This is a genomic window from Ancylobacter sp. FA202, from assembly GCF_000380205.1.
GTDB lineage: Bacteria > Pseudomonadota > Alphaproteobacteria > Rhizobiales > Xanthobacteraceae > Ancylobacter.
Window position 1 is genome coordinate 1 of record NZ_KB904819.1, and the last position, 25254, is coordinate 25254.

General features: G+C 67.9%; 23 protein-coding genes. 22 read left to right on the forward strand and 1 reads right to left on the reverse strand.

From position 1 onward, the window contains the following. The 21 genes from A3M1_RS25300 to hypE form a co-directional block, all read left to right on the forward strand. On the forward strand, positions 1 to 1724 hold a 1724-nt coding region (locus A3M1_RS25300), incomplete at its 5' end, for an autotransporter domain-containing protein (protein ID WP_018391443.1). A gap of 350 nt (positions 1725 to 2074) precedes the next feature. Next, positions 2075 to 3409, forward strand: a complete 1335-nt coding sequence (locus A3M1_RS0123515) for a sensor histidine kinase (RefSeq protein ID WP_018391444.1) — start codon at positions 2075 to 2077, stop codon at positions 3407 to 3409. A gap of 2 nt (positions 3410 to 3411) precedes the next feature. After that, positions 3412 to 4416 carry a HupU protein gene (locus A3M1_RS0123520; protein WP_018391445.1) on the forward strand — a complete coding sequence of 335 codons (1005 nt, stop codon included), beginning with the start codon at positions 3412 to 3414 and terminating at the stop codon, positions 4414 to 4416. A gap of 11 nt (positions 4417 to 4427) precedes the next feature. Continuing rightward, the gene (locus tag A3M1_RS0123525) at positions 4428 to 5879 is read left to right on the forward strand and encodes a nickel-dependent hydrogenase large subunit (RefSeq protein WP_157626335.1); all 1452 of its coding nucleotides are present in this window, start codon (positions 4428 to 4430) and stop codon (positions 5877 to 5879) included. An 8-nt stretch (positions 5880 to 5887) separates the two neighbouring features. Next, complete coding sequence (locus A3M1_RS27015; protein WP_085930274.1) at positions 5888 to 6286, forward strand: acylphosphatase; 399 nt, start codon at positions 5888 to 5890, stop codon at positions 6284 to 6286. Beyond that, positions 6207 to 8168, forward strand: a complete 1962-nt coding sequence (hypF, locus tag A3M1_RS25310; protein ID WP_245261957.1) for a carbamoyltransferase HypF — start codon at positions 6207 to 6209, stop codon at positions 8166 to 8168. The genes A3M1_RS27015 and hypF overlap by 80 nt, the downstream gene beginning before the upstream one ends. Before the next feature lie 174 nt (positions 8169 to 8342). Beyond that, positions 8343 to 9467 carry a hydrogenase small subunit gene (locus A3M1_RS0123535; protein ID WP_018391448.1) on the forward strand — a complete coding sequence of 375 codons (1125 nt, stop codon included), beginning with the start codon at positions 8343 to 8345 and terminating at the stop codon, positions 9465 to 9467. Next, the gene (locus A3M1_RS0123540) at positions 9464 to 11281 is read left to right on the forward strand and encodes a nickel-dependent hydrogenase large subunit (RefSeq protein WP_018391449.1); all 1818 of its coding nucleotides are present in this window, start codon (positions 9464 to 9466) and stop codon (positions 11279 to 11281) included. The genes A3M1_RS0123535 and A3M1_RS0123540 overlap by 4 nt, the downstream gene beginning before the upstream one ends. Before the next feature lie 10 nt (positions 11282 to 11291). After that, positions 11292 to 12056: a Ni/Fe-hydrogenase, b-type cytochrome subunit gene (gene cybH, locus A3M1_RS0123545; protein WP_018391450.1), complete on the forward strand. Its 765-nt coding sequence runs from the start codon at positions 11292 to 11294 to the stop codon at positions 12054 to 12056. Positions 12057 to 12353: 297 nt separating this feature from the next. Further along, positions 12354 to 12971: a HyaD/HybD family hydrogenase maturation endopeptidase gene (locus A3M1_RS0123550; protein ID WP_018391451.1), complete on the forward strand. Its 618-nt coding sequence runs from the start codon at positions 12354 to 12356 to the stop codon at positions 12969 to 12971. Between the two features lie 5 nt (positions 12972 to 12976). Next, entirely contained in the window at positions 12977 to 13321 is a 345-nt protein-coding gene (locus A3M1_RS25315) for a HypC/HybG/HupF family hydrogenase formation chaperone (RefSeq protein ID WP_051087054.1), read from the forward strand. Then, the gene (locus tag A3M1_RS0123560; RefSeq protein ID WP_018391453.1) at positions 13318 to 13755 is read left to right on the forward strand and encodes a hypothetical protein; all 438 of its coding nucleotides are present in this window, start codon (positions 13318 to 13320) and stop codon (positions 13753 to 13755) included. The genes A3M1_RS25315 and A3M1_RS0123560 overlap by 4 nt, the downstream gene beginning before the upstream one ends. Positions 13756 to 13762: 7 nt before the next feature. Further along, on the forward strand, positions 13763 to 14611 hold the full coding sequence (locus A3M1_RS0123565; RefSeq protein WP_018391454.1) for a hydrogenase expression/formation protein: 849 nt from the start codon (positions 13763 to 13765) through the stop codon (positions 14609 to 14611). Between the two features lie 4 nt (positions 14612 to 14615). Beyond that, entirely contained in the window at positions 14616 to 15437 is an 822-nt protein-coding gene (gene hybE / locus A3M1_RS25320) for a [NiFe]-hydrogenase assembly chaperone HybE (RefSeq protein WP_018391455.1), read from the forward strand. Next, the gene (locus tag A3M1_RS0123575; RefSeq protein ID WP_018391456.1) at positions 15434 to 16426 is read left to right on the forward strand and encodes a nickel-dependent hydrogenase large subunit; all 993 of its coding nucleotides are present in this window, start codon (positions 15434 to 15436) and stop codon (positions 16424 to 16426) included. The genes hybE and A3M1_RS0123575 overlap by 4 nt, the downstream gene beginning before the upstream one ends. After that, entirely contained in the window at positions 16419 to 16760 is a 342-nt protein-coding gene (hypA, locus tag A3M1_RS0123580; protein ID WP_018391457.1) for a hydrogenase maturation nickel metallochaperone HypA, read from the forward strand. The genes A3M1_RS0123575 and hypA overlap by 8 nt, the downstream gene beginning before the upstream one ends. Continuing rightward, positions 16760 to 17746: a hydrogenase nickel incorporation protein HypB gene (gene hypB, locus A3M1_RS0123585; protein ID WP_018391458.1), complete on the forward strand. Its 987-nt coding sequence runs from the start codon at positions 16760 to 16762 to the stop codon at positions 17744 to 17746. The genes hypA and hypB overlap by 1 nt, the downstream gene beginning before the upstream one ends. After that, positions 17743 to 19215 (forward strand): sigma-54 dependent transcriptional regulator, encoded by a 1473-nt coding sequence (locus A3M1_RS0123590; protein ID WP_018391459.1) that lies wholly within the window; start codon positions 17743 to 17745, stop codon positions 19213 to 19215. Before hypB ends, A3M1_RS0123590 begins: the two co-directional genes overlap by 4 nt. A 10-nt stretch (positions 19216 to 19225) precedes the next feature. After that, the gene (locus A3M1_RS0123595) at positions 19226 to 19540 is read left to right on the forward strand and encodes a HypC/HybG/HupF family hydrogenase formation chaperone (RefSeq protein ID WP_018391460.1); all 315 of its coding nucleotides are present in this window, start codon (positions 19226 to 19228) and stop codon (positions 19538 to 19540) included. 16 nt (positions 19541 to 19556) lie between these two features. Further along, entirely contained in the window at positions 19557 to 20693 is a 1137-nt protein-coding gene (gene hypD / locus A3M1_RS0123600; protein ID WP_018391461.1) for a hydrogenase formation protein HypD, read from the forward strand. Next, the gene (gene hypE, locus A3M1_RS0123605) at positions 20690 to 21742 is read left to right on the forward strand and encodes a hydrogenase expression/formation protein HypE (protein WP_018391462.1); all 1053 of its coding nucleotides are present in this window, start codon (positions 20690 to 20692) and stop codon (positions 21740 to 21742) included. Before hypD ends, hypE begins: the two co-directional genes overlap by 4 nt. A 118-nt stretch (positions 21743 to 21860) precedes the next feature. Here the strand turns inward: hypE and A3M1_RS0123610 are convergent, their stop codons facing one another. Then, the gene (locus tag A3M1_RS0123610; RefSeq protein WP_018391463.1) at positions 21861 to 23756 is read right to left on the reverse strand and encodes a sigma-54-dependent Fis family transcriptional regulator; all 1896 of its coding nucleotides are present in this window, start codon (positions 23754 to 23756) and stop codon (positions 21861 to 21863) included. Between the two features lie 233 nt (positions 23757 to 23989). On the opposite strand from A3M1_RS0123610, the gene A3M1_RS0123615 reads away from it, so the two are divergent. Beyond that, positions 23990 to 25042 (forward strand): NAD(P)-dependent alcohol dehydrogenase, encoded by a 1053-nt coding sequence (locus tag A3M1_RS0123615; protein WP_018391464.1) that lies wholly within the window; start codon positions 23990 to 23992, stop codon positions 25040 to 25042. Positions 25043 to 25254 lie beyond the last annotated feature (212 nt).

The following is a 25254-nucleotide window of genomic DNA, read 5'->3' on the forward strand; positions in this document are numbered from 1 at the left end:
GTGGCGAATGGGTTTTTTCGGCGCAAAACACCTACACCGGCGTCACAACCATTTCCGCCGCCACCTACAGCTCACTTCCTTCAGCCCCCGCCAAGCTGCGGGTGAATGGCAGCCTGGCGGGCGGCGTCGTCGTAAATAGCGGCGGCACCCTTGCCGGCAGTGGTATCGTCAAGGGCACGAAGGTAAATAATGGCGGCACGATTGCCCCTGGCAATTCGCCGGGAACGCTGACGGTGGACGGCGCGCTCGAGATGGAGACGGGGTCGACCTACCAGGTGGATGTCACGCCCACCGGCGAGCATGACCTGCTGATCGTCACCGGCAACGTCACCATCGCCAATGGCGCGACGCTGGAGGTGATCGCCGAGCCCGGCGTCTATGCGGCGTCCTCGACCCTCACCATCCTGTCCAGCTCCGGCACGATCACGGGCACCTTCACCAATGTGATCTCCGATTATGCGTTCCTGACGCCCAGCATCGAATCCGACGGGCAGAACATCTTCCTGACGCTGCTCTATAATGACGCGCTCTTCACCTCCTATGCCCGCACGCCGAACCAGTTCGCGGTCGCCGGTGCGGCTCAGACACTCGGCGCGGGCAATCCGGTGTTCGATGCCATCGTGTCGCTGCCGGCCGACGCCGTGCCGAACGCCTACAACCAGCTTTCGGGCGAGCTGCATGCCTCCGCGCAGAGCGTATACATGGAGCAATCCTCGTTGATCCGCTCGGCGCTGGCCGATCGCCTGCGCGCCGCGCAGGGCGGCGTGGGCGCCTCCTCCGCGCCGGTGGTGAGCTATGAGGGCGCAGGCTCGGCGCTTGGCTACGGTGCCGCCTCGCCGGTTCAGGTCGCGGCCGACCTCGCCATGCCGATGAAGGCCGTCGCCGCCCCCGCGACGACGGAGAAGTTCGCCCTGTGGACCGCCGCCTTCGGTAATTGGGGCTCGTTCGACGGCAACGCCAATGCGGCCAGCCTCGACGCTTCCACCGGCGGCTTCCTGATGGGCGCCGATGCCACCATCGCCGATGGCTGGCGCCTCGGCATCGCCGGCGGCTACAGCTTTACCGACTTCTCCATCGCCGACCGCGCCTCGTCCGGCAGCAGCGAGAACTGGCATATCGGTCTCTATGGCGGCAAGGTGTGGGGTCCGCTCGCCCTGCGCAGCGGCGTCGCCTACACGTTGCAGGACGTGTCGACCACCCGCTCGGTGGGCTTCCCGGGCTTCTATGACAGCCTGACCGCCGATTACGACGTGGGCACGCTGCAGGCCTTCGGCGAACTGGGCTATCGGATCGACACGCCCTTCGCCGCGCTCGAACCCTATGTCAACCTCGCCTATGTCAGCCTCGATAGCGGAAGCTATGCCGAACGCGGCGGTTCGGCCGCGCTTTATTCCAGCGGGTCCGACATGGGCACCACCTTCACCACGCTGGGGCTTCGCGTCTCCAAGGCTCTCACCTTCGATAGTTACGAGGTGACGCTGCGCGGGGTTCTCGGCTGGCGCCATGCCTTCGGCGACATCACCCCGGCGGTCAGCCAGGCCTTCGTGTCGTCCGACGCCTTCACGGTGACCGGCGTCCCGATCGCCGAGGATGCCGCGGTGCTGGAACTGGGGCTGGATATGCTGGTCGGCGCCAACACCACGCTCGGCATCGCCTATACCGGCCAGTTCGGTGACGGCGTCACTCAGAACGGCTTCAACGCCGTGTTGAAGGCGAGCTTCTGACGGCTTGCATGGCGGCCGTACCGAGGCCGTTCGGCACGCCCAGTTGGACGCGGCCCTGGCGCTGTCGGTTGACGGGGCCCCGCAGGGCCCGTTCCACCCGCACGCTGGCCGTGCGGGCGGCGGCCACCTCACCTGTGGCCGTCAGCACCCTGCCCTTCGGCATCCGGGCGTGCCGATCGCGCAGGATGTGGCGCTGGTCGGGCGCGGGCCGGGCTCTTCCTTTCCCGACAGCGCGGAGCGGCATCGCCTGTTGTCGCGGGATGCGTTGCCGTTCCTTCTCTGCCGGCTTACTGTCGAGATCGAGCCGGGGGCGATGAGGGGATCTTCGGACGCCGGAATGGACGCTGAGCATGCGGGAAGACGCGCTGCGCTACGGAAAGCCGCTGCCGCGACCGGCCGATGAGACGGACGAGGCCTGGATCGCCGTTATCCGCAAGATGGACGAGACCTATGCCGAGCTGCTCACCCAGCAGGTGGCGGTCGAGCAGAAGAACGAGGAGCTTGAAGAGGCGCAGACCTTCATCGCCGGGCTGATGGCCTCGATGACGGATATCCTCATCGCCTGCGACCTTTCGGGCCGGATCGAGCAGGTGAACCTCGCCGCCGAGCGCGCCTTCGGCCGCTCGCCGGGCGATCTCGCCCGGCTCCCCTTCGAGGATTTGCTGGCCGAGGAATCTCCGGCGCATTTCCGCCATTTGCGCGAGGCCGTCGAGCGGCGCGCCCGCATAAGCGACCGAGAGCTCGTCTTCCGCACCCCGGAAGGCTCGTTCCCCGTCTCCGCCAATGGCGCCGTGCGCTTCGATTCCCGTGGGCGATCGGTCGGCCTTGTCCTGGTCTGCCGGCCGATCGGCGAACTGCGCAAGGCTTACAGGGATCTCGAAGCGGCGCATGAGGGCCTGAAAGAGGCGCAGCAGCAACTCGTCCATTCGGAGAAGATGGCCTCGCTCGGCCGGCTGGTGGCCGGCGTCGCTCACGAGCTCAACAACCCGATCTCCTTCGTCTATGGCAATGCTCACACTTTGCGCCGCTACAGCGGTCGGCTGACCGCCTATATCGACGCCATTGAGCGCGGCGCCACTACGGCGACGCTGGCCCGGCTGCGCGAGGAACTGAAGATCCAGCACACGCTGGCCAATATGGGGGGCACGCTGGACGGCATGCTGGAAGGCGCCGAGCGGGTGCGGGACGTTGTCGCCGATCTCCGCCGCTTTTCGTCCGATCGGCGCGAGGCGCGCGAGGTGTTCGACCTCGCCGTGCTGGCACGTTCGGCTCTCGACTGGGTGGCGAAGGCGCGCGCGCCTGAAATCGAGACCGTGGTCGATGTGCCGGAAGGGTTGGCGGCGGTCGGCCATCCCGGCCATGTTCACCAGGTGCTGATGAATCTCGTGCAGAATGCCGTCGATGCCATGGAGGATCGACCCGTGCGCCGGCTCGAAATCACGGGGCGCGGCGGGGACGAGGTAGTGCTGGTGCTGCGAGACACCGGCTCGGGCATCGACCCCGAGATTGCCGCGCGGATTTTCGATCCTTTCTTCACCACCAAGCCGATCGGCAAGGGCACGGGTCTCGGCCTGTCGATCAGCTATCGCATCGTGAAGGAACACGGCGGCACGCTGGAAGCGAGCAATCATCCGGAGGGCGGGGCGGTGATGACGCTGCGCCTGCCGGCGGCGCGGGAGGGCTGAACATGGACGGATTCAACGTGCTGTGGATCCAGTCCGGCGGCTGCGGCGGCTGCACCATGTCGTTGCTTTGCGCCGAGGCGCCGGACCTCGCGGCCACGCTCGGGAGTGCCGGCATCCGCTTTATCTGGCACCCGACCTTGTCGGAGGAAACCGGAACGGAAGCGCTCGCGCTGTTTGAGGCTGTGCTTTCCGGCGAGTTGCGCCTCGATGCGCTCTGCGTCGAGGGCGCCATGCTGCGCGGGCCCAACAATACCGGGCGCTTCCATCTGCTCGCCGGAACCGGCGTGCCGACCATCGACTGGGTGCGCAGGCTGGCGGCACTGGCGCAGAACGTGGTCGCCGTCGGCACCTGCGCCGCCTATGGCGGGGTAACGGCGGCGGGACCGAACCCGACCGACGCCTGCGGCCTGCAATATGACGGGCGGCGCGTCGGCGGCGCGCTCGGCGCGGCGTTCCGTTCCCGCAGCGGCCTGCCTGTCATCAACATTGCCGGCTGCCCGACGCATCCGAACTGGATTACCGAGACCCTGATGCTGCTGGCGACAGGACTGCTCGGCGCCGACGATCTCGACGTCTACAACCGGCCCCGCTCCTATGCCGACCAGCTCGTGCATCATGGCTGCCCGCGGAACGAGTATTACGAATACAAGGCCAGCGCGGAGAAGCTCTCCGACCTTGGCTGCATGATGGAACATCTGGGCTGCGTCGGCACGCAGGCCCATGCCGATTGCAACACCCGGCTATGGAACGGCGAAGGCTCCTGCACGCGCGGCGGCTATGCCTGCATCAACTGCACCGCGCCGGAATTCGAGGAGCCCGGCCACGTCTTTCTCGAGACGCCGAAGATCGCCGGCATTCCCGTCGGCCTGCCGACCGACATGCCCAAGGCGTGGTTCGTCGCCCTGTCCTCCCTCGCCAAGGCGGCAACGCCTGACCGGCTGAGGCGCAACGCCACCAGCGACCACGTGGTGGCGCCACCGGCCGTGCGCGATCTCAGGCGGCGGTGAGCGTGGCGGACGTGGACGCAGGAACAAGAAGGCTGGTGGTCGGGCCGTTCAACCGGGTCGAAGGCGACCTGGAAGTGCGGCTCGACATTGCCGGCGGCGAGGTCTTGGCGGCCTTCGTCACCTCACCGCTCTTCCGAGGCTTCGAGCGGATACTCGAAGGCCGCGACCCGCGCGATGCGCTGGTCATCGCCCCGCGCATCTGCGGCATCTGCTCGGTGTCGCAATCCCACGCCGCCGCTCTGGCGCTGGCCGGGGTGCAGGGCGTGGCACCGACGCCGAACGGGCGGGTTGCCACCAACCTTCTCGTCGCCACCGAGAACGTCGCCGATCACCTGACGCATTTCCACGTCTTCTTCATGCCGGATTTCGCCCGTGCCATCTATGCTGGCCACCCCTGGTTCGCGCGTGCCGAGGCGCGCTTCAAGGCGGCGCAGGGCACATCCGTGCGGGCGGCGCTGGCGACGCGAACGACATTGCTGCATGTGCTCGGCCTGCTCGCCGGACGTTGGCCGCATACCCTCGCCATCCAGCCCGGCGGCGTGACGCGCGGCGCCGATGCGCGCGACAAGATGCGGCTGCTGGCGACGCTTGGCGCGACGCGCCAGGAACTGGAGGAGCGGCTGTTCGGCGTGCCTCTGGCACGCATTGCCGCGCTGGCGGCGCCGGAGGAACTGGACGCACTGCGCCGTGGCGACAGCGACCTGGCGCTGTTCCTTGCCATTGCGGAGGATCTTGAACTCGCCGGCCTGGGCCGCGCCTATGATCGCTACCTGAGCTACGGCGCCTATCCCGACGAGGACGGCCGGCTTTATGCGCGCGGCATCGTCACGCCGGAGGGACGCGGCGCACTCGATACCGACGCCATCGCCGAAGACCACACCAATGCGCGAATGGAAGGACGCTGGCGGGCGCATCATCCTTTTGAGGGCTTCACCTTTCCCGACGCGACGGATGAGACGGGCTACAGCTGGTGCAAGGCGCCACGTCTCGCCGGCCTGCCCTTCGAGACCGGCGCGGTGGCGCGGCAGATGGTTGACGGCCAGCCGCTGATCCGCGCGCTCGTCGCCTCGCGCGGCGGCAGCGTGTTCGTGCGCGTGCTGGCGCGCCTGATCGAGACGGCGCGCACGCTTCTGGCCATGGAAGACTGGGTGCGGCGGTTGGAGCCCGGCGCGCCCTGGTGCGCCCAAGGCGAGATGCCGCGCGAGGGGCGTGCCGCCGGCCTGACCGAGGCGGCGCGGGGCGCCCTCGGCCACTGGCTGCGGGTCGAAGACGGACGCATTGCCGGCTACCAGATCATCGCCCCGACGACCTGGAACTTCTCCCCGCGCGATGCCGCCGGCGTGCCGGGGCCGCTGGAGGCCGCCTTGGTGGGCGCGCCGGTACGGCAGGGCGAGACCACGCCGGTCGCTGTGCAGCACATTGTGCGTTCCTTCGACCCCTGCATGGTGTGCACGGTGCACTGAGCGAAGCCATGCGAGGAGACTGGGAAGGAGACGAGCGCGCGGCCGAGGAGATACGGGTGCGCGGGCTGGTGCAGGGCGTCGGCTTCCGCCCTTTCGTGTGGCGCCTTGCCCGCCGGCTTGGTGTCGAGGGCAAGGTGTCGAATGTCGGCGACGCGGTGTCGATCCACGCCGCCGCGCCGCCCGAGGTGCTGGAGGCCTTCGCCGCCGCGTTGGCAGAGGAGGCGCCAACCCTCGCCCGTGTCGAGGCGGTGGAGCGCAGGCCGGTGCCGCCGTTCCGCTGCGACGGCTTCACCATCGCGGCGAGCGCGCCCGGCCTGCCTCGCCGAGATCCGCGATCCGGTCGCCCGGCGCCACCGCTACCCCTTCACCAATTGCACCGATTGCGGGCCTCGCTTCTCCATCGTTGAGGGCCTGCCCTATGACCGCGCGACCATCACCATGCGCGGCTTCCACCTCTGTCGCGAATGCCAGCGTGACTATGGCGACCCAGCCGACCGGCGCTTTCACGCCCAGCCGATCGCCTGCCCCGCCTGCGGGCCGCGCCTCGCGCTGGAGATGGGTGGTGCGCGTGTTCCCGGCGATCCACTGGCCGAGGCGGCCCGGCGGCTCAGGGCCGGGGCGATCCTCGCCATCAAGGGCATCGGCGGTTTCCATATCGCCTGTGACGCCACCAATGAGGCGGCGGTCGCCGAACTGCGGCGGCGAAAAAGCCGCCCCGGCAAGCCGCTGGCGTTGATGGTGCGCGACCGGGCCATGCTGGACCAGATCTGCACGCTGGAGCCGGCGGAATGGGAGGCGCTGTGCCGTCCCTCCGCACCGATCCTGCTCCTGCGTCGGCGTGATGGTGCAAGGCTGGCACCCACGCTGGCGCCCTCGCTGGCGCCGGGCAATGCGCGGCTTGGCGTGATGCTGCCCTATACGCCGCTGCATCATCTGCTGACGGAAGCCGTCGGTCGGCCGCTGGTGATGACCAGCGCCAACCGCTCCGGCGAGCCGCAGATCTATCGCGACGAAGACGCGCGGGAAGGGCTCGAGGGCATCGTCGACGGGCTGCTCGGTCACGACCGTCCCATCGCCCGGCGGCTGGATGACAGCGTGGCGCGGGTCGCCGCCGGCGCCTTGCGGGTGATGCGGCGTGGGCGCGGCCTGGCGCCAGCGCCCCGCCCGCTGCCGCCGGGGTTCTCCTCGGCACCGGCGGTGCTCGCCCTTGGTGGGGAACTCAAGAGCGCCATCTGCCTCTCGACGGCGGGGCGGGCCCTGCTCTCCCACCACCTCGGCGATCTCGATGAACTCACGACGCAGGACGCATTCGAGACGGCTATCGCCGACTATGCGGCTCTGTTCGACCATCGGCCGGCGGCCATCGCCGTCGACCTCCACCCGGATTACCGCGCCAGCCGGCGCGGCGCCGCCCTGGCGGCGGAGCGTGGGCTACCGCTGATCGGCGTCCAGCATCACCACGCCCATATCGCCGCCGCGATGGCGGAGAATGGCTGGGCGGTGGATGCCGGCCCGGTCATCGGCATCGCCCTGGACGGGCTCGGCCTCGGCGAGGACGGCACGGCCTGGGGCGCGGAAATCCTTCTGTGCGACTATACGCAAAGCCGGCGATTGGCGCGGCTGAGGCCCATTGCGCTCGCCGGCGGTGACGTGGCGAGCCGCGAGCCGTGGCGTGTGCTGCTCGCCCATCTCGACGCTTCGCTGCCACCGGGCGACATCTCCCCGGCGCTGTTCGATGGGCTGCCGGCCGCGACGGTGCGGGCGATGATCGCGCGCGGGATCAACGTGCCGCTGGCGAGTTCCGCTGGCCGGCTGTTCGACGCCATGGCGGCGCTGCTGGGCCTCGCCCCGCGCCGCCTGAGCTTCGAGGGGGAAGCGGCGATGGCGTTGGAGGCCCTTGCCGAGAGCGCGCCGAGAACAGGCGGCTTCTATGCCTCTGGTGTCGTGGCCGAAAACGGCCTCGCCACGATCGACCCGGCACCGATGTGGCGTGCCGCCGTCACCGATCTGGCAGCCGGCCAGCCGCGAGCGGTGATCGCCGCGCGCTTCCATGCCGGCGTGGCGCGGGCCTTCGCCGATGCCGCCCTGGCGGCGGCCGCGGAACACGGGGCGCGCGCCCTCGCGCTGTCGGGGGGAGTAATGCAGAACGCCGTGCTGCTCGACCATCTCGTCGCGCGTCTGGCGTCGGCCGGGCTCCCGTTGCTCATTCCCGCCGAGGTGCCGGCCAATGATGGCGGGCTCGCCTTCGGCCAGGTCGTGGTTGCGGCAGCGCGCCTGATGCAGCGGTAAGCCGCTTTCCGGTCGGTATGGAAAGCGATCTTGCAGCTTCCGCTCCGCCGGTCAGGATAAATGCCAACTCATTGGAATTAGACCAATTATTCGTCTGGCACGGCCATTGCTCATGTCTTCCTCGCCGGTGCACCTCGACGTGCGCCGAGGCAATCGATCGGGAGGATCCGCCGCATGGCCGGGCTTGAGACATTTTACGAGGTGATGCGACGCCAGGGCATCACCCGCCGCTCGTTCCTGAAATACTGTTCGCTCACCGCCGCCGCGCTCGGGCTGGGGCCGGAATTCGTGCCCGAAATCGCCCATGCGATGGAAACCAAGCCACGCACCCCGGTGCTGTGGCTGCATGGGCTGGAATGCACCTGCTGTTCGGAGAGCTTCATCCGCTCGGCGCATCCGCTGGCGAAGGACGTCGTGCTGTCGATGATCTCGCTCGATTACGACGACACCCTCATGGCGTCGGCCGGCCACCAGGCGGAGGCGATCCTCGATGAGGTGATGGAGAAGTACAAGGGCAACTACATCCTCGCGGTGGAGGGAAACCCGCCGCTGAACGAGGATGGCATGTACTGCATCATCGGCGGCAAGCCTTTCGTGGACCAGCTGAAAAAGGTGGCCAAGGATGCCAAGGCGGTGATCTCCTGGGGCTCCTGCGCCTCGCATGGCTGCGTGCAGGCGGCGCGCCCGAACCCGACCCGCGCCACCCCGGTGCATGAGGTCATCCTCGACAAACCGATCATCAAGGTGCCGGGCTGCCCGCCTATCGCCGAGGTGATGACCGGCGTCATCACCTACATGCTCACCTTCGACCGCCTGCCCGAACTCGACCGGCAGGGGCGGCCGAAAATGTTCTATTCCCAGCGCATTCACGACAAGTGCTACCGCCGGCCGCATTTCGACGCCGGCCAATATGTCGAGGCCTTCGACGATGAGGGCGCGCGCAAGGGCTACTGCCTCTACAAGGTCGGCTGCAAAGGCCCGACGACCTACAATGCCTGTTCGACCACCCGCTGGAATGATGGCGTCTCCTTCCCGATCCAGTCCGGCCACGGCTGCATCGGCTGTTCGGAGGATGGCTTCTGGGACAAGGGGTCCTGGTATGCACGCCTGACGGATCTCAAAGGTGTCGGCTTCGGCATTGAGGCCAATGCCGACCGGGTGGGCATGGCCGCGGCCGGTGTCGTCGGCGGCGGCATCGCGGTGCACGCCGCAGTGAGCGCCCTCAAGCGGGCCCGACACAAGGATGCCGACCAGCAGAGCCCGCCCGCCGATCACACCAACAAGGGAGAGGCGGCATGACCATCCAGACGCCAAACGGCTTCACGCTCGACACATCAGGCAAGCGCATCGTCGTCGATCCGGTCACGCGCATCGAAGGCCACATGCGCTGCGAGGTGAATGTCGATTCCGACAACATCATCCGCAACGCCGTCTCCACCGGCACCATGTGGCGCGGGCTCGAAGTGATCCTCAAGGGTCGGGACCCGCGCGATGCCTGGGCCTTCGTCGAACGCATCTGCGGCGTGTGCACCGGCTGCCACGCCCTCGCCTCGGTGCGCGCCGTCGAGGACGCGCTTCAGATCAAGATCCCGAACAACGCCTTCCTGATCCGCGAGATCATGGCCAAGGTGCTGCAATGGCACGACCATGTCGTGCATTTCTACCACCTGCATGCGCTGGACTGGGTCAACCCGATCAATGCGCTGAAGGCCGACCCCAAGGCGACCTCGCAGCTCCAGCAGATGGTCGGGCCGGACCACCCCAATTCCAGCCCCGGCTATTTCCGTGACGTGCAGAACCGGCTGAAGAAGTTCGTCGAGAGCGGCCAGCTCGGCCTCTTCAAGAATGGCTACTGGGACAACCCGGCCTATAAATTGCCCCCGGAAGCGGACCTGATGGCGGTCACGCACTATCTGGAGGCGCTCGATTTCCAGAAGGAGATCGTCAAGGTTCACACCATCTTCGGCGGCAAGAACCCGCACCCGAACTACATGGTCGGCGGCGTGCCCTGCGCCATCAACATGGACGGCGACATGGCTGCGGGCGCCCCGCTCAACATGGAGCGCCTCAATTTCGTGAAGCTGAAGCTGCAGGAAGCGTTCGAGTTCTCCAAGAACGTCTATGTGCCCGACGTGATCGCCATCGCCTCCTTCTACAAGGGCTGGCTCTATGGTGGCGGCCTGTCCGGGCTCAACGTCATGGACTATGGCGACTACGAGTCCATCCAGGGCCAGAAGAGCACGGACCGCCTCCCCGGCGGTGTCATTCTCAACGGCAACTGGGCCGAGGTGCACCCCATCGACCCGCGCGACCCGGGGCAGGTGCAGGAGTTCGTCACCCACTCCTGGTACACCTATGGTGAGGGCGATGCCGACAAGGGGCTGCATCCCTGGGACGGCGTCACTGAGCCGCAATACAAGCTCGGTCCCGACGCCAAGGGCACCCGCACCGACATCCAGCAGATCGACGAGAACGCCAAATACTCCTGGATCAAGGCGCCGCGCTGGAAGGGCAACGCCGTCGAGGTGGGTCCGCTCGCCCGCTACATCCTCGCCTATTCCCAGGGCGTCGACTATGTGAAGGGGCAGGTCGATGACTCGCTCGGCCGCTTCAACGCGCTGGCCGGCACCAGCTTCACGCCGAAGCAGGCCCTGCCCACCACCATTGGCCGCACCCTCGCCCGCGCGCTGGAGGCGCATTACTGCGCCCAGATGATGCTGGACGATTTCGACAACCTCATTGCCAACATCAAGGCGGGCGACCGCTCCACCGCCAATGTGGAGAAATGGGACCCCGCCACCTGGCCGAAGGAGGCCAGGGGCGTTGGCACGGTGGCGGCGCCGCGTGGCGGCCTCGGCCACTGGATCAAGATCAAGGATGGGCGGATCGAGAACTACCAGTGCGTGGTGCCGACCACGTGGAACGGCGGGCCGCGCGATCCCAAGGGCAATATCGGCGCGTTCGAGGCTTCGCTGATGAACACGCCGATGGAGCGGCCGGAGGAGCCGGTGGAAATCCTGCGCACGCTCCACTCCTTCGATCCGTGTCTGGCCTGTTCGACCCATGTCATCTCGCCCGACGGGGAAGAGATGGCGCGGGTGACGGTGCGCTAGGGAGGTGGCCATGAGCGACGTCTCTTCCGCCCTGAGCGGCCCCGCCTCCCCGCCCTCCCCGGCCGCCGCGCCCCTGCCAGAGGGGCGGGCGGGTACCGGACGCAGGCTGACCACCCTCTATGTCTATGAGGCGCCGGTGCGGCTCTGGCACTGGGTAAACGCGCTGTCCATCGTGGTGCTGTGCATCACCGGCTATCTGATCGGCTCGCCGCTGCCCACTCTGTCCGGTGAGCCCAGCGCCCATTACCTCATGGGCACCATCCGCTTCCTGCACTTCGCGGCGGGCTACATCTTCGCCGTGGGATTCCTGGGTCGGATCGCCTGGGCTTTCCTCGGCAATCGCTACTCAAGGGAGCTCTTCACCTTTCCCTTCTGGCGCAAGAGCTTCTGGCGGGGGCTGTTTGTCGAGATCCAATGGTACATGTTCCTTAAGACGCGGCCGCTGAAGTTTGTTGGCCACAATCCGCTCGCCCAGCTGTTCTTGTTCTGGGTGATGGTGGTGGGCTCCCTTTTCATGATCGGCACCGGCTTCGCCCTCTATTCGGAGGGGACAGGCATGGGTTCCTGGCAGGACACGCTGTTCGGCTGGATCATCCCATTGCTCGGCGGCAGCCTGGCGGTGCACACGCTGCATCATCTCGGCATGTGGGTGATCATTCTGTTCGTGCTGATCCATGTCTATTCGGTGGTCCGCGAGGACATCATGTCCCGCCAGTCGATGATCTCCGCCATCACCAACGGCTATCGCAGTTTCCGCGACGACGATCCCGACTGAAGGCTCCTTCCAGCTTTCAGACGGCGGCCGTGCGGGGGGCGCGGCCAGTGTGGGGCGCAGCTTCGGCTGCGCCCTCTTTTTTGGATGATTGATTTCCGCTTCATGGTCAAACTGGAAACTAAGCTTCCATCATAGAAGCGCCGATGCGATGAGTTCTTCTATTTTTACGCGATAAAACAATAGGTTAGCTCCCATGCGCTGTCTTGGCACGGGGCTTGAATTAAGAAGCATTCGAAAGAACGGCGCAGACCGTTCGCACCCTAGGGACAGAGACACACGCTCGGGAGGCGTCGGCCCATGGACGACGATCGCATTCTTGTCCTCGGCATCGGCAATATACTGTGGGCCGATGAGGGGTTCGGCGTCCGGGTGATTGAGGCGCTCGACGAACGCTACGAGCTTCCCGGCCATGCGTCGGTGCTCGACGGCGGCACGCAGGGGCTCTACCTGCTGCCCCATCTCGAAGACGCGGCGGGCGTGATCATCGTCGACGCCATCGACTACGGCCTGCCGCCGGCGACGCTGAAGCTGCTCCGCGACGACGAGGTTCCGGCGGTGCTCGGCACCCGCAAGGTGAGCCTGCACCAGACCGGGTTCCAGGAAATTCTTGCCCTGCTGCGCCTGCGCGAGCGCGCGCCCCGGCAATTGCTGGTCGTCGGCGTGCAGCCGGAGCGGCTCGACGATTATGGCGGCGGGCTCACCCCGGCCGTGGCGGCCCAGGTCGAGCCGGCGCTCGCGGCTGTGCTGCGCCTCCTCGTCGAGGAGTTCGGCGTTGTCGCCACACCGCGCCGCTCGCGGGAGCGTTTCACGGCACCTGCCATCTCGCGCGAGGACTATGAGACCGGACGCCCGAGCGCCCAGGCCGCCTGTCGCGTCGGTGACGCGCGGGTGCTCGCCGGCCGGCCGCGCGGGTGAATGCCATGTGTCTCGGCCTCCCCATGCGCATCGAGACGATCGCCGGCTGGAGCGGGCATTGTCGCTATGGCGATGCGCATCACGTCGTCGACCTCTCGCTGCTGCCCGAGGCGCGTCCGGGCGACCATGTGCTCGTTTTCCTCGGCGCGGGGCGTCGCCTTCTGGATGCCGACGAGGCCGCGCGGATCGCGCAGGCGCTCGCCGCCGTAGAGGCGGTGATGCGCGGCGACGCCACTTCCGTGGATGCCGCCTTCGCCGATCTCGCCGGGCGCGAACCGATGCTGCCGCCGCATCTCGCCGCGGCGCTCGCCGCCCCGCACGCTTCAAAGCCGGAGGAAACCACGCCGTGACCCTCACTCGTCCCGATGCCGCCGCCGCTCTGCATCCGCTGGTCGCACGCCTCATCGAGGTGCAGGGTTATCCCTGGCTCGACGGCGAGACGGCCGGCGAGGGGCCGGCCGGCGTGCGGTTGCTGTTCCTTCCGGCCCACGGCCGGGGCCATGTCGAGACGCCCGATATCGCGGTCGTGCTGCCCGAACTCACTGCAGCGCTTGGCACGGATGGCGGCGCCGTTGCCGGCCCGGCTTGCGAGCGGCAGTTGCGTGAAGCGCTCGGGGGAATCGCCCTGCCGGCCATCGTCGTGCTGCGAGATGGCGTGCCCGTCGGCTCGCTCTCCCGCATGCGCGATTGGGACGAATTCCTCGACCGTCTCGCCCCGCTGGTGGCGGCGGCCCGGGACGGATCGTCGCTTGCCGCCACCCCGCTTTCAACCGCGCTTTCGTGAGGCTGCCATGGCTCTGCCCTACGCCACCGTTCCTCCCCTCGGCTATGGTCCCGGCAGTCAGCCGGACGGCGAGGACGGCCTCGCCTATATGCCGATGCCCTCGGGCATGCGCACCTATGAGGCGCATCTGCCGGAGATCGAGAACGCCGAACGCGCCCTGCCGGCGATCGCGTTCCTGAAGGCGATCCAGGAAGCGCTCACGCGCGTTCAACCCGGCGAGACCACCGCCCTGCCGCTTGAGGGGCTGGAGGCGGGCGCCCGAGCGCTCGTCGCCGAGACGCTGGGCGAGGGTGAGGTGGCGGTTCTGGTCCAGTCGCCGGGCGGTCGCATCGAGATCCAGGAGGCGACGCTTGCCGGCGTGTGGCGGGTGCGCGGCGGCGCCGCCCAGCCGGGCCGCGAGCGGGTCGAAATCGGAGCTTTCCCGCGCGGCGCACTGATCCGCGCCTTTCCGCGGGAATGGCCGGTCGATGTCGACGGTGCGGCCCGCCTGCCGGGGGTCGTCAACGCCCCCGCCATCCTCGCCGAGATCGTCCATAAGAGCCGGGAGCGCCGCACCGACGCCCTTCCGCATGTCATCAACCTGACCCTGCTGCCGGTAACGCCGGAGGATATCGCCGCCCTGGAGTCCCGGCTGGGGCAAGGCGGCGTGGTCATTCTCTCGCGCGGCTACGGTAATTGCCGCATCGAGGCGACGGCGCTGCGCGACGTGTGGCGGGTGCGCTACTTCAATTCGTCCGACACGCTGATCCTCGACACGATCGAAATCGTCGACGTTCCAGCGGTGGCCTGCGCCGCGCCGGAGGACCTCGCCGATTCCGCCGAGCGCCTCCTCGATATCCTCGAAACGGTGGGTTAGGGCGATGGCCGCTCCACGCTTTGAAGGATCCTTTCTCGGCGATATCGCTCGCCTGCCGCCGGACGCGGTTCTGGAATGCAAGATTTGCTGGCAGATCTACGATCCTGCCGAGGGCTGCGATTACTGGCAGGTGCCGGCCGGAACGCCCTTCGCGCGCCTGCCCGACCATTGGCGCTGCCCGCGCTGCGATGGCGCGCGCGACCAGTTCATGGTCGTCGACACCACCGGGAGCACCAGCCTTGCCGCATCGGTCGTTCCCTCTCCGGAAGCGATGGCGCCTGTGGACCCGCTGACGGGCCTTGCCGCCGAGGTGGCCCGCCGTTTCGAGGCTGCGTTCCGCGAGGTGCATGTCGGGCAGATGCGCGGCATGCCCATCGTCAATGAGACGCTGGACGTGCGCGCCATCGGTTTCCGTCCGCATGAGGGTGGGGTGATCGGCGTGCTGGTCACGCCCTGGTTCATGAACATTGTCCTCATTCCCGGCCCTGGGGATGATTGGAGCCGCCTTGTGGTGGGGGCTCGCACACGGCTCGACTTCCCGTCCGGACCCTACGAGTTCATCGGCGCCAACCGCCCGGAGACGGGCCCCTACAAGGCGTGTTCGCTCTTCTCGCCAATGTTCGAGTTTACCTCGATGCTGCAAGCCGAGGAGACGGCGCGCGCGGCGCTGGCGGCATTGTTCGACCCGGCCCTGCGTGACGACGAGGACGAGCCTGCCGGCAAGGGGCCGGAGCCGACGGCGGGCGGCACGCGCCGCGCCGCGCCGAGCCGGCGCGCGCTGATCTTCGGCGGCGGCTCGGCCGCCCCGGGGAGTTCGCGGGCATGAGCCTCGCCGCGCTCGACATCGCCTTCGACGCGACCTGCCGGGACCGGCGCTGGCGCTTTGCGCCGGTAGCCGGGCCGGATGTCGCGCGTTGTGTGGTCGGGCGCTCCCGGGAGGAGGCGGCCGGCCTCCTGCCGCGCGTTTACAATCTGTGCGGCGGCGCGCATGCGGTGGCGGCCGCCGCCGCTCTCGGCCTGCCGGAGCCGTGCCGTGACCGCCTGAGTGAGCGCCTGCGCGACCACGCCGTCGCCGTGTTTGCCGAATGGCCCGCCCTGTTCGGCGGCGCGCCGGACCGGGCGGCCCTACGTCAGCTCGCAGGGACTGCCGAGGACCATCTCGCTTTGCGACGCCATGTGCTTGGCGACGATGTGGCAGCAAGCGAGCTTGATCTGGCGCGGGCGACCCCCGCCGAGTTCGGAAAATGGCTTGATCGTGCCGCAAGCCCGACCGCGCGACTTATGCGACGGCTGCAGGACACGCTCCATCCCGATTGGGGACGGGTGGAGCTCGATCGACCGGACATGGCGGACGTGGTCGCGGCGCTGGAGGACGGCACTCCGCGCGTCGCCCGCGAGACGACCGCAGCCGATGGCTGGCGCGGAGCGCCGCTGATCCGCGATCTCCTGGCCCGCGAGGGGATGAGCCTGTTCGTGCGGCTGCTGGCGCGGCTGCTGGATCTTCTCGCAGGTCTTGCCGGGAATGCCGGGCCGGCACCGGACAGGCGGCCGCCGCCCGGCATCGGCTTCGCCTACGCGGCGCGCGGCCTGCTGGCCCATCGCGCGCGCGTCGAGGACGGTGTCGTGGTGGATTACCGTATCCTCGCGCCCAGCGCGTGGAATCTTGCCCCTGATGGCCTGCTGGCGCGTATGCTCGCCGCCTTGCCAACCAATGACGAGACGTCTCGGCTGGCGCGGATCGCGGTCGCCGCCGTCAATCCCTGCGTGCCGGTGCGTCTTAGCTTTGAGCGTGGGGAGAGACGCGGCGATGCATGAGATGGCGCTCTGCGAGAGCTTGCTTGATTCCCTGCGGGACGCGGCCCGCCACCACGGTTTCGCCCGGGTGACGCGGGTGCGGCTCAGCGTCGGCCAGTTCGCCGGTGTCGAGGTCGAGGCGCTGCGCTTTGGATTCGATGTGGTGATGCGCGGCTCGCTCGCCGAAGACGCGGAGCTCGTCGTGCTGGAAGAGCCGGGCTCGGCGTGGTGCTTTGACTGTTCGACCACCGTTTCCCTGCCGGATCGCCTCGCCCTCTGCCCGCAGTGCGGCGGCGGACGGCTGCGCCCGAACGGTGGAACGGATTTGCGGATCAAGGATCTGGAGGTGGTGTGATGTGCGTGACCTGCGGCTGCGGCCCCGACGAGGTCTTGATCTCCGACGCCCATGGCGCCGCGCGAAACGGCGGCGGCGGTCATCACCACCCTGCCCACGGCCATGATCATCCCCATGAACATGTCCACGACGAGCATGTCCACGACGGGCATATCCACGACACGCATGGACACGCACACAGCCATGGCGAACTTGTCCACGCGGAGCTTCACCCACACGCCCACGCCACGCCGGGCGAGCAGCGGCTGGTGGAACTGGAGGACCGCATCCTCGCCAAGAACGACGCCTACGCCGCGCGCAACCGCACGCGGTTCGGCGCAGGTGGGGTGTTCGCGCTCAACCTGCTCGCCGGTCCCGGCGCGGGCAAGACGACGCTGCTGGTTGAAACGCTGAAGGCGCTTGGTGGGCGCGTTCCGGCGGCGGTGATCGAAGGCGACCAGCAGACCCAGAATGACGCCGAGCGGATCCGCGCCACCGGCACCCCTGCGGTGCAGGTCAACACCGGCAAGGGCTGCCATCTCGATGCCCATATGGTCGGCCATGCGCTGGATGAGCTGCCGCTGCCGCCGGGCGGGCTGCTGTTCATCGAGAATGTCGGCAATCTCGTGTGCCCCGCCGCCTTCGACCTCGGCGAGACGCGCCGTGTGACATTGCTGTCCGTGACGGAAGGCGAGGACAAGCCGCTCAAATACCCCAATATCTTCGAGACGGCCGATCTCGTCCTTGTCACCAAGGTCGACCTGCTGCCGCATCTCGACATCGACATGGCCGCCATCGAGCGCAACATCGCCCGCGTCAACCCGACGGCTGCGATCCTGCAGTGTTCGAGCCGTGGCGTGCCCGGCCTCAAAGCTTGGCTCGACTGGGTCGCTGACCAGCGGCGCCAGCTTCTCGGCACGCTGGCGGCGGAAGCCGAGAGGCGGGCGCAGGCCCTGCGCGCCAGCGCCGGGCAGGCCTGGGGCGCAAACGGGGAGGCGACGACGTGACCGCGACGCGCGCCGGTATCCTCGTCGTTGACGACGAGCCGCGTTCGGTCGAGGTGATCGCGCGCGTGCTCGGCGAGGATTTCGACGTTCACACCGCGCTGGGCGCCGCCGAGGCGCTCAAGATCCTCGAGAACGAGTGGATCCAGGCGATTTTCTGTGACCAGCGCATGGCCGAGCGCTCCGGTGTCGACCTGCTCACCGAGGTGCGCGCGCGCTGGCCGGAGGTCGTGCGCATGATTGTGACCGGCTACACCGATCCCACTGACATGATCGGTGCGATCAACGATGCGGGCATCCACCAGTTCATCACCAAGCCGTGGCATCCGGACCAACTTTTGCTGGCCGCTCAGGGGGCGACACGGCTCTACCAGCTCCAGCGCGACCATGACCGCCTCTCGCTGGAATTGAAGCTGGCCGCGCCTGCGGCCCAGGCCCGCGTGCTGGAGCGGCACGAGAAGGTGCTGGCGAATTTCCACTTCGACACACTGGTCCGCGCGCCCGACAGTCCGCTCAACGAGATCTGCCGGCAGGCGGCGCAGGTGGCGACCTTCGACATTCCGGTGCTCATTCTCGGCGAGACCGGAACCGGCAAGGAGCTGCTGTCGCGCGCCATCCATTATTCCAGCCTGCGCTCGGAGCAGCCATTCTTCGCCGTGAACTGCGGGGCTATCCCGGACGAATTGCTGGAATCGGAGCTGTTCGGCCACAAGAAGGGTGCCTTCACCGGCGCGCACACCCAACGCATCGGCCTGCTCGACCAGGCGGATGGCGGCACGGTGCTCCTCGACGAGATTGGCGACATCACACCCGCCTTCCAGGTCAAGCTGCTGCGCTTCCTGCAGGAAGGCGAGATCCGCCCTGTCGGCTCGAACGAGGTCAAGCGGGTCAATGTGCGGGTGCTCGCGGCCACGCATCGTGACCTCGCCTGCGAGGTCAGGGCCGGGCGTTTCCGCGAGGACCTCTATTATCGCCTGACGGCGCTGACCCTGACCCTGCCGCCGCTGCGGGAGCGGCGCGGCGACCTGCGGGCGTTGACGCAGCGGCTGCTCGACCATCTCTGCGCCACTCATGGAAAGCGGGCGAAAGGCTTCACCGCCGAGGCACTAGGCTGCATCGAGGCCTATGACTGGCCCGGCAATGTCCGGGAATTGCAGAACGAGGTGACGCGCATGCTGGTTCTGGCCTCCGGCGAGCATTTGGGCGCCGACCTCCTGTCGCCGCATGTCGTGCATGGGGCTGCCGCCGCCTCCACCAAAGCCATGCCGACTGAAACGGCGATCCGGGACAGCGGCCCGCTCAAGGATCGGATCGAGCGCATGGAGGCGCTTATCCTGATGGAAACGCTGGTGCGCTGCCGCTGGAACAAGAGTCGCGCCGCCGAGGAACTCGGCCTGTCCCGTGTCGGCCTGCGGGCCAAGCTCGAACGCTACGGCATTGCCCGTGACGATGCGTTCGGGCGCAGCCATTGAGGAGGAAACCATGTGCCTCGGCATTCCCGGTCGCATTGTCGCGATCGTCGATGAGGACGCCATGCTGGCCACGGTCGATGTTTCAGGCGTCCGACGGGCGGTCGACGTCGTCTGCGTCGCTACGCCCGGCCGCCCGCTCGCCGATCTCGTCGGCGCCTGGGTGGTGGTGCATGTGGGCTTCGCCATGAGCCTGATCGATGAGGAAGAGGCGGCCGCGACGCTGAGAGTGCTCGCCGAGATCGGCGAGGCGGAGGCCGAGCTTGAGGCCATCCGCACCGGCAGTGTCGATCTGCCGTCGTCCCCCGTCATTCCGGCGGCAACCTGAAGGGAGGACGCACGCCATGCGTTTCGTCGACGAATTCCGCGATCCTGCCCTTGCCCGCGTCGTGATCCGCGAGATCGAGACCATTGCCGCTCGCATGGAACGCGGCCGCGAGCGGCCCTTCGCTGTCATGGAGGTTTGCGGAGGGCACACGCACGCCATCTTCCGCTACGGGTTGGAAGGGCTGCTGCCGGATATCATCGAGTTCGTCCACGGTCCCGGCTGCCCGGTCTGTGTGCTGCCAATGGGGCGCGTGGACGACTGCGTCTCGATTGCCGAGCGGCCCGAGGTCATCTTCGCCACCTTCGGCGATGCGATGCGCGTGCCGGGCTCACGCAAGAGCCTGCTGACCGCCAGGGCCGAGGGGGCGGACATTCGCACCGTCTATTCCCCGCTCGACGCGCTGGCGCTGGCGTGCCGCAACCCCGACCGCGAAGTGGTGTTCTTCGGCCTCGGCTTCGAGACCACCATGCCCTCGACCGCGCTGACCATAAGGCGCGCCGCGCGCGAGGGCGTGGGGAATTTCTCGATCTTCTGTAACCACATCACCATCATCCCGACCTTGCGAGCGCTGCTGGAGACGCAGGATCTCGGCATTGACGGCTTCATCGGGCCGGGCCATGTGTCGATGGTGATCGGCACCGAGCCCTACCGCTTCATCGCCGAAGAGTTCGGCAAGCCGATGGTGGTTTCCGGCTTCGAGCCGCTTGATCTGCTGCAGTCGCTGTTGATGGTGCTGCGCCAGCTCGAGAGCGGTGTGGCGAGGATCGAGAACCAATATGCGCGCGTGGTGCCGGACACCGGCAACCGGGCGGCGATGGAAGCTGTCGCCGAGGTCTACGAACCGCGCGAGACCTTTGAATGGCGCGGGCTCGGCTCTATTGCGCATTCCGGCGTCCGGCTGCGCGATCGCTATGCGCGTTTCGACGCCGAGCGGCGCTTTGCCGTGCCCGAGATCAGCGTCGGCGATCCGGCGTCCTGCCGCTGCGGCGAGGTGCTGACCGGCAAGCTCAAGCCTTGGGGATGCCCGATGTTCGGCACGGCCTGCACGCCCGAGACCCCGCTCGGCGCCTTGATGGTCTCCTCCGAAGGCTCCTGCGCGGCCTATTACCAGTATGGCGGCATACGCCAGCCCCACCTCGAAGGTGCCGCATGAACCCGCATGTTCGCCCCGCGCGCCGCACGCTGCCGGCCACCGTCACGCTTGCCCATGGCGGTGGTGGCAGCGCCATGCGTGACCTGATCGAGGAGGTTTTCATCGCGGCCTTCACCAGCTCCGACGCGCCGCTGGAGGATCAGGCGCGCTTCGATCTGGCCGGGCTCGCCACCATCGGCGACCGGCTCGCCTTCACCACCGACAGCTTTGTGGTCGATCCGCTGTTCTTTCACGGCGGCGACATCGGCACGCTTGCCGTGTGCGGCACGATCAATGATCTCGCTGTGGGCGGCGCCAAGCCCGTGGCGCTGTCCTGCGCCGTGATCGTGGAGGAAGGGTTGCCGGTTGATATCCTGCGGCGCGTGGCCGCTTCCATGGCCGAGACGGCGCGGGCGGCGGGGGTGCCGATCGTCACCGGCGACACCAAGGTCGTGGCGCGCGGCGCCTGTGACAAGCTCTTCGTCACCACGACGGGCATCGGCGTCGTGCGCGCAGGCGCACATATCGGCATCGGCCGGGCGCGGCCGGGTGACATCGTGCTGGTGAACGGTCTCCTCGGCGACCACGGCGCGGCCATCCTCAACGCGCGCGGCGACCTTGCGCTGGAGAGCGCCATCGAAAGCGACTGCGCGCCCCTGCATGGCCTAGTCAGTGTGCTGCTCGACGCCGCGCCGGGGACCCGAAGCCTGCGCGATGCCACGCGCGGCGGGGTAGCGGCCGTGCTCAATGAGTTGGCGGAAGCGAGCGGCGTCGGAGTGCGGCTGCGCGAGCTGGACCTGCCGGTGCGCCCGGAGGTCGTCGGCTTCTGCGAGATTCTCGGGCTCGATCCGCTCTATCTCGCCAATGAGGGCAAGCTTGTCGCGGTGGTGCCGCCGGAAGAGGCCGGGGCGGGGCTTGCCGCCCTGCGGGCGCATCCGCTTGGCCGCGAGGCCCGGGCGATCGGCCGGATCGTCGAGACGCGGCCCGGGCGGGTGGTGATGGAGACCCGTTTCGGCGGGGAGCGGATCGTCGATATGCTGGTCGGCGACCAGCTGCCGCGCATCTGCTGACGCGGGCCCCAAGGTCGACAGGCGGGCGGGGGCATCGGCCGCCGGGACGAGCCGGCGTCGCGGCATAGGGAATGTTCGATAAAGGCGAGGCATTGGCGCCATCGGCGGCACGCGGCCGTCAGCCGACTTCCAGATGTTTGTACACCGTCGTGCGGGAGATGCCGAGCCGGCGCGCGGTCTGCTGGATGTTGCCGCCGGTCGCCGCAAAGGTCTCTCGGATCCGTCGGCAACGATCGCGGCTCAGCGCGTGAGGGGAACAATGCGCGCAGGTGGGGGCGCCGTCGTCGATGCCGTCCTCACAGGATAGCGGCGTGAGCCCCTCGCCCTCGCCGTCGGTCTCGATCGCCGCGCGGCGGAGCCAGAACTGCAGCTCGCGTATGTTGCCCGGCCAGGGCCGCTGGCGCAGGCGCTCGATTCCCGCGTCGTCGATCGCGACTTTCGTCGCCTGCCGGGCCAGAAGATGGCGGACGATGGCATGGAAATCGCCGCGCTCGCGCAGCGGCGGGATTTCAATGGAGAGCCCATTGAGCCGGTAGTAGAGATCGGCCCGGAACTGGCGCGCGGCGACGGCGGCGGCGAGATCCCGATTGGTGGCGGACACAATCTGCACATCAAGCGTCGCGGCCTTGCCGCCGCCCAGCGCGCGAACCTCCATCGTGTCGAGGAAACGCAGCAGCGCGGTCTGCGCGGCGAGCGGGATGTCGCCCACCTCGTCGAGGAACAGCGTCCCCCGGTCGGCCAGACGGATGAGCCCCGGCGCGCCCTCGTTGCGCGCATTGGTGAAGGCGCCGCGGTCATGGCCGAACAGTTCGGCGATGAACAGCGATTCCGGCACGGCCCCGCAATTAATGGGAACGAACGCGCCGCTTCGGCCGCTGAGCGCGTGGACATGGCGGGCCATCAGTTCCTTGCCGGTGCCGGTCTCGCCATGGATATGAACGGCCAGCCGCTCGCGTGTGGCGGCCGCCAGACCGCGCATCCGCCGCAGCAGAAGCGCATCCTCGCAGACGAAGGCGTCGGGCGATGCGGCGGGGGGCACGGGCGTCGGCATCGGCAGGCGAGGCGCCGCCGTTGGCGGGCTCACCCGCAGGGGCGGCGCGGCAAAGCGCCGGCACGCGACGTAAAGCAGGCTGCCGGCGCGGTCGCGGACCCGGGCGACGCCCGCGCGGCGCAGCTCGTCGACCACGACGCCCAAATCGGGCTCGAACAGGGTGTCGAAGGCGCCCCCGGCCGTGATGTCCAGCCCGGCCAGCAGGCCCCGCGCGGCGCGGTTGATCGACACCAGCTCACCGTCCGGCGACAGCGCCACGAGGCCGGCCGACAGCGTGTCGAGATATTCGGCCCGCGGATGCAGGGCGAGCAGCAGCACATCCGGCCGGCCATTGACGATCAGCCCATTCTCAACCGCTGCCGCCGCCATCCGGACCAGCGCGTGGGTGTGCTGCTGGCGTGCTTCATTGGAACTCGACGCATCGAGCAGCCCCACCAGCCGGTCCGCCGGGTCGAAGATCGGCACGGCCGCGCAGCTGAGATGGCCGTGACACGCGAAGAAATGCTCACGCCCATTGATGGAGGCCGGTGCCTGCTCCACGAGCGCGAGACCGAGCGCGTTGGTGCCGCGCCCACCCTCCAGCCATACGCTGCCCGGCACAATGGAGCGTCCGGCCTCGCTGTCGGCGAAAGACGGGTCGCTCAACGCATCCAGGACCACGCCGCCCGCATCGGCGAACGCGATCATGAAATTCGAGCCGGCGATCTGTTCATAGAGAAGCTGCATCTGCGCCAGGGCGAGACGGCGCAGCAGCGCCTGCTCCTCACGCCGGGCCCGCACGTCGGCGAAGGCGATGACCGCCTCTTCCGGCCGCCGCGTCGGGTCGAGCCCGCCGGCGAGGCAGCGCTCCCAGCTGCGGGCGATCTCCGGCGAAAGCACGCCGCCGGGCAGGCGCGCGCCCACCTCCCGCGCGACGCGCGCTTGGACGTCGGGGGAGCGTGGGGCGGAGGATGGGGGCGGCATTGGCGCTATCCTCGTCTGTTCTTGTCGTTTGTGGCAGGGTCGGCGCAAAACAGAGCGAAGGCAATATCCAGAAACTGGACACTGTATGAGTGGTCCTGTTCAGGCTGTGAACGCGCAAAAGCCTTCGCATGTGCAGTAAAGCCTTGCGGACATGAACAAATAGCGCGTGGCACATTTGCTGCGATGGATCCTTCGACGGCGACGCCATGCGGTGCCGAAAAAGGGAGGACGCCATGAAGGCGCAGGTGCTGAAAAACTACGACACGAGTCTCTCCGGCGACATCTGGGTGGCGGAAGAGAACGTGCCCGACCCAAAGATCGTGAAATCCACCGATGTCATCGTCCGCATCGGCGGCGCCGGCGTCTGCCGTACCGATCTCCACATCATCGAGGGGGTGTGGAAGCCGCATATGGACCCTACCGGCGACAAGCTGCTGCCGCTCATCATGGGCCATGAGAATGCCGGCTGGATCGAGGAGGTCGGCAAGGAGGTCGAGGGGCTGAAGAAGGGAGATCCGGTGATCGTGCACCCGAAGATCACCGGCGGCACCTGCCTCGCCTGCCGCCGCGGCTTCGACATGCATGGCTCCGGCAGCTTTCCCGGCCTCGACTGCAATGGCGGCTATGCCGAGTTCATCTGCACGTCGGAGCGCAACATCGTCCCGCTGCCGCGCTCGCTCACGCCGAAGGAAGTGGCGCCCTATGCCGATGCCGGCCTCACCGCCTATCGCGCGGTGAAGAAGGCCACCCGCCACCTGCTGCCGGGCCAGAGCTGCGTCGTCATCGGCGCTGGTGGCCTCGGGCACATCGGCATCCAGTGTCTCAAGGCCATGTGCGCCGCCGATGTGATCGTCGTCGACAAGTCAGATGCCTCGTTGGCGCTGGCGACCAAGAGCGGCGCCGACCAGATCGTGAAGGCCGACGGCAACGAGGTCGAGGCCGTGCTGGCGCTGACCGACGGTGCCGGCGCGGAGGCGGTGATCGACTTCGTCGGTGAAAAAGGCACCACTGCCAAGGGGTTGGCCATGACCCGCCCCATGGGGAGCTACTACATTGTCGGCTATGGCGAGGACATCAAGATCCCGGCGGTCGACCTCATCATCTCCGAACGCAACATCATCGGCAATCTGGTCGGCACCTGGGCCGAACTGACCGAGCTGATGGCGCTGGCCGATCGCGGGCTGGTCGAGTTGGCGACGGCGGAATACCGGCTCGCCGACGCCAACCAGGCGCTGCATGACCTCAATGCTGGCAAGATCCATGGCCGGGCCGTGCTGGTGCCCTGACGCGATCTCGTCAGGCATCATGTATTCCAGAGCATAGAACAGTGCAGTGCAGCAGAGCCGTCGAATATATAAGCAATGTTTACCGTTTCTTCTGCGCTGCAGCATTTTCGCATAATGAAACACTTTCGGAACCGCGATTCGCAAAACAATTCACTTCCGCGATGCGAGCCGTGTTCTGCCTCCGTCAAGTCGTTGAAACACCTACTGCGACG

What these genes read in the sequence shown, in the direction of transcription:
- A3M1_RS0123515 (WP_018391444.1), top strand. Translation starts at nt 2,075, where the DNA reads ATGCGGGAAGACGCGCTGCGCTACGGAAAGCCGCTGCCGCGACCGGCC.
- A3M1_RS0123520 (WP_018391445.1), top strand. Translation starts at nt 3,412, where the DNA reads ATGGACGGATTCAACGTGCTGTGGATCCAGTCCGGCGGCTGCGGCGGC.
- A3M1_RS27015 (WP_085930274.1), top strand. Translation starts at nt 5,888, where the DNA reads ATGCGAGGAGACTGGGAAGGAGACGAGCGCGCGGCCGAGGAGATACGG.
- A3M1_RS0123535 (WP_018391448.1), top strand. Translation starts at nt 8,343, where the DNA reads ATGGCCGGGCTTGAGACATTTTACGAGGTGATGCGACGCCAGGGCATC.
- A3M1_RS0123540 (WP_018391449.1), top strand. Translation starts at nt 9,464, where the DNA reads ATGACCATCCAGACGCCAAACGGCTTCACGCTCGACACATCAGGCAAG.
- cybH (WP_018391450.1), top strand. Translation starts at nt 11,292, where the DNA reads ATGAGCGACGTCTCTTCCGCCCTGAGCGGCCCCGCCTCCCCGCCCTCC.
- A3M1_RS0123550 (WP_018391451.1), top strand. Translation starts at nt 12,354, where the DNA reads ATGGACGACGATCGCATTCTTGTCCTCGGCATCGGCAATATACTGTGG.
- A3M1_RS25315 (WP_051087054.1), top strand. Translation starts at nt 12,977, where the DNA reads ATGTGTCTCGGCCTCCCCATGCGCATCGAGACGATCGCCGGCTGGAGC.
- A3M1_RS0123565 (WP_018391454.1), top strand. Translation starts at nt 13,763, where the DNA reads ATGGCTCTGCCCTACGCCACCGTTCCTCCCCTCGGCTATGGTCCCGGC.
- hybE (WP_018391455.1), top strand. Translation starts at nt 14,616, where the DNA reads ATGGCCGCTCCACGCTTTGAAGGATCCTTTCTCGGCGATATCGCTCGC.
- A3M1_RS0123575 (WP_018391456.1), top strand. Translation starts at nt 15,434, where the DNA reads ATGAGCCTCGCCGCGCTCGACATCGCCTTCGACGCGACCTGCCGGGAC.
- hypA (WP_018391457.1), top strand. Translation starts at nt 16,419, where the DNA reads ATGCATGAGATGGCGCTCTGCGAGAGCTTGCTTGATTCCCTGCGGGAC.
- hypB (WP_018391458.1), top strand. Translation starts at nt 16,760, where the DNA reads ATGTGCGTGACCTGCGGCTGCGGCCCCGACGAGGTCTTGATCTCCGAC.
- A3M1_RS0123595 (WP_018391460.1), top strand. Translation starts at nt 19,226, where the DNA reads ATGTGCCTCGGCATTCCCGGTCGCATTGTCGCGATCGTCGATGAGGAC.
- hypD (WP_018391461.1), top strand. Translation starts at nt 19,557, where the DNA reads ATGCGTTTCGTCGACGAATTCCGCGATCCTGCCCTTGCCCGCGTCGTG.
- hypE (WP_018391462.1), top strand. Translation starts at nt 20,690, where the DNA reads ATGAACCCGCATGTTCGCCCCGCGCGCCGCACGCTGCCGGCCACCGTC.
- A3M1_RS0123610 (WP_018391463.1), bottom strand. Translation starts at nt 23,756, where the DNA reads ATGCCGCCCCCATCCTCCGCCCCACGCTCCCCCGACGTCCAAGCGCGC.
- A3M1_RS0123615 (WP_018391464.1), top strand. Translation starts at nt 23,990, where the DNA reads ATGAAGGCGCAGGTGCTGAAAAACTACGACACGAGTCTCTCCGGCGAC.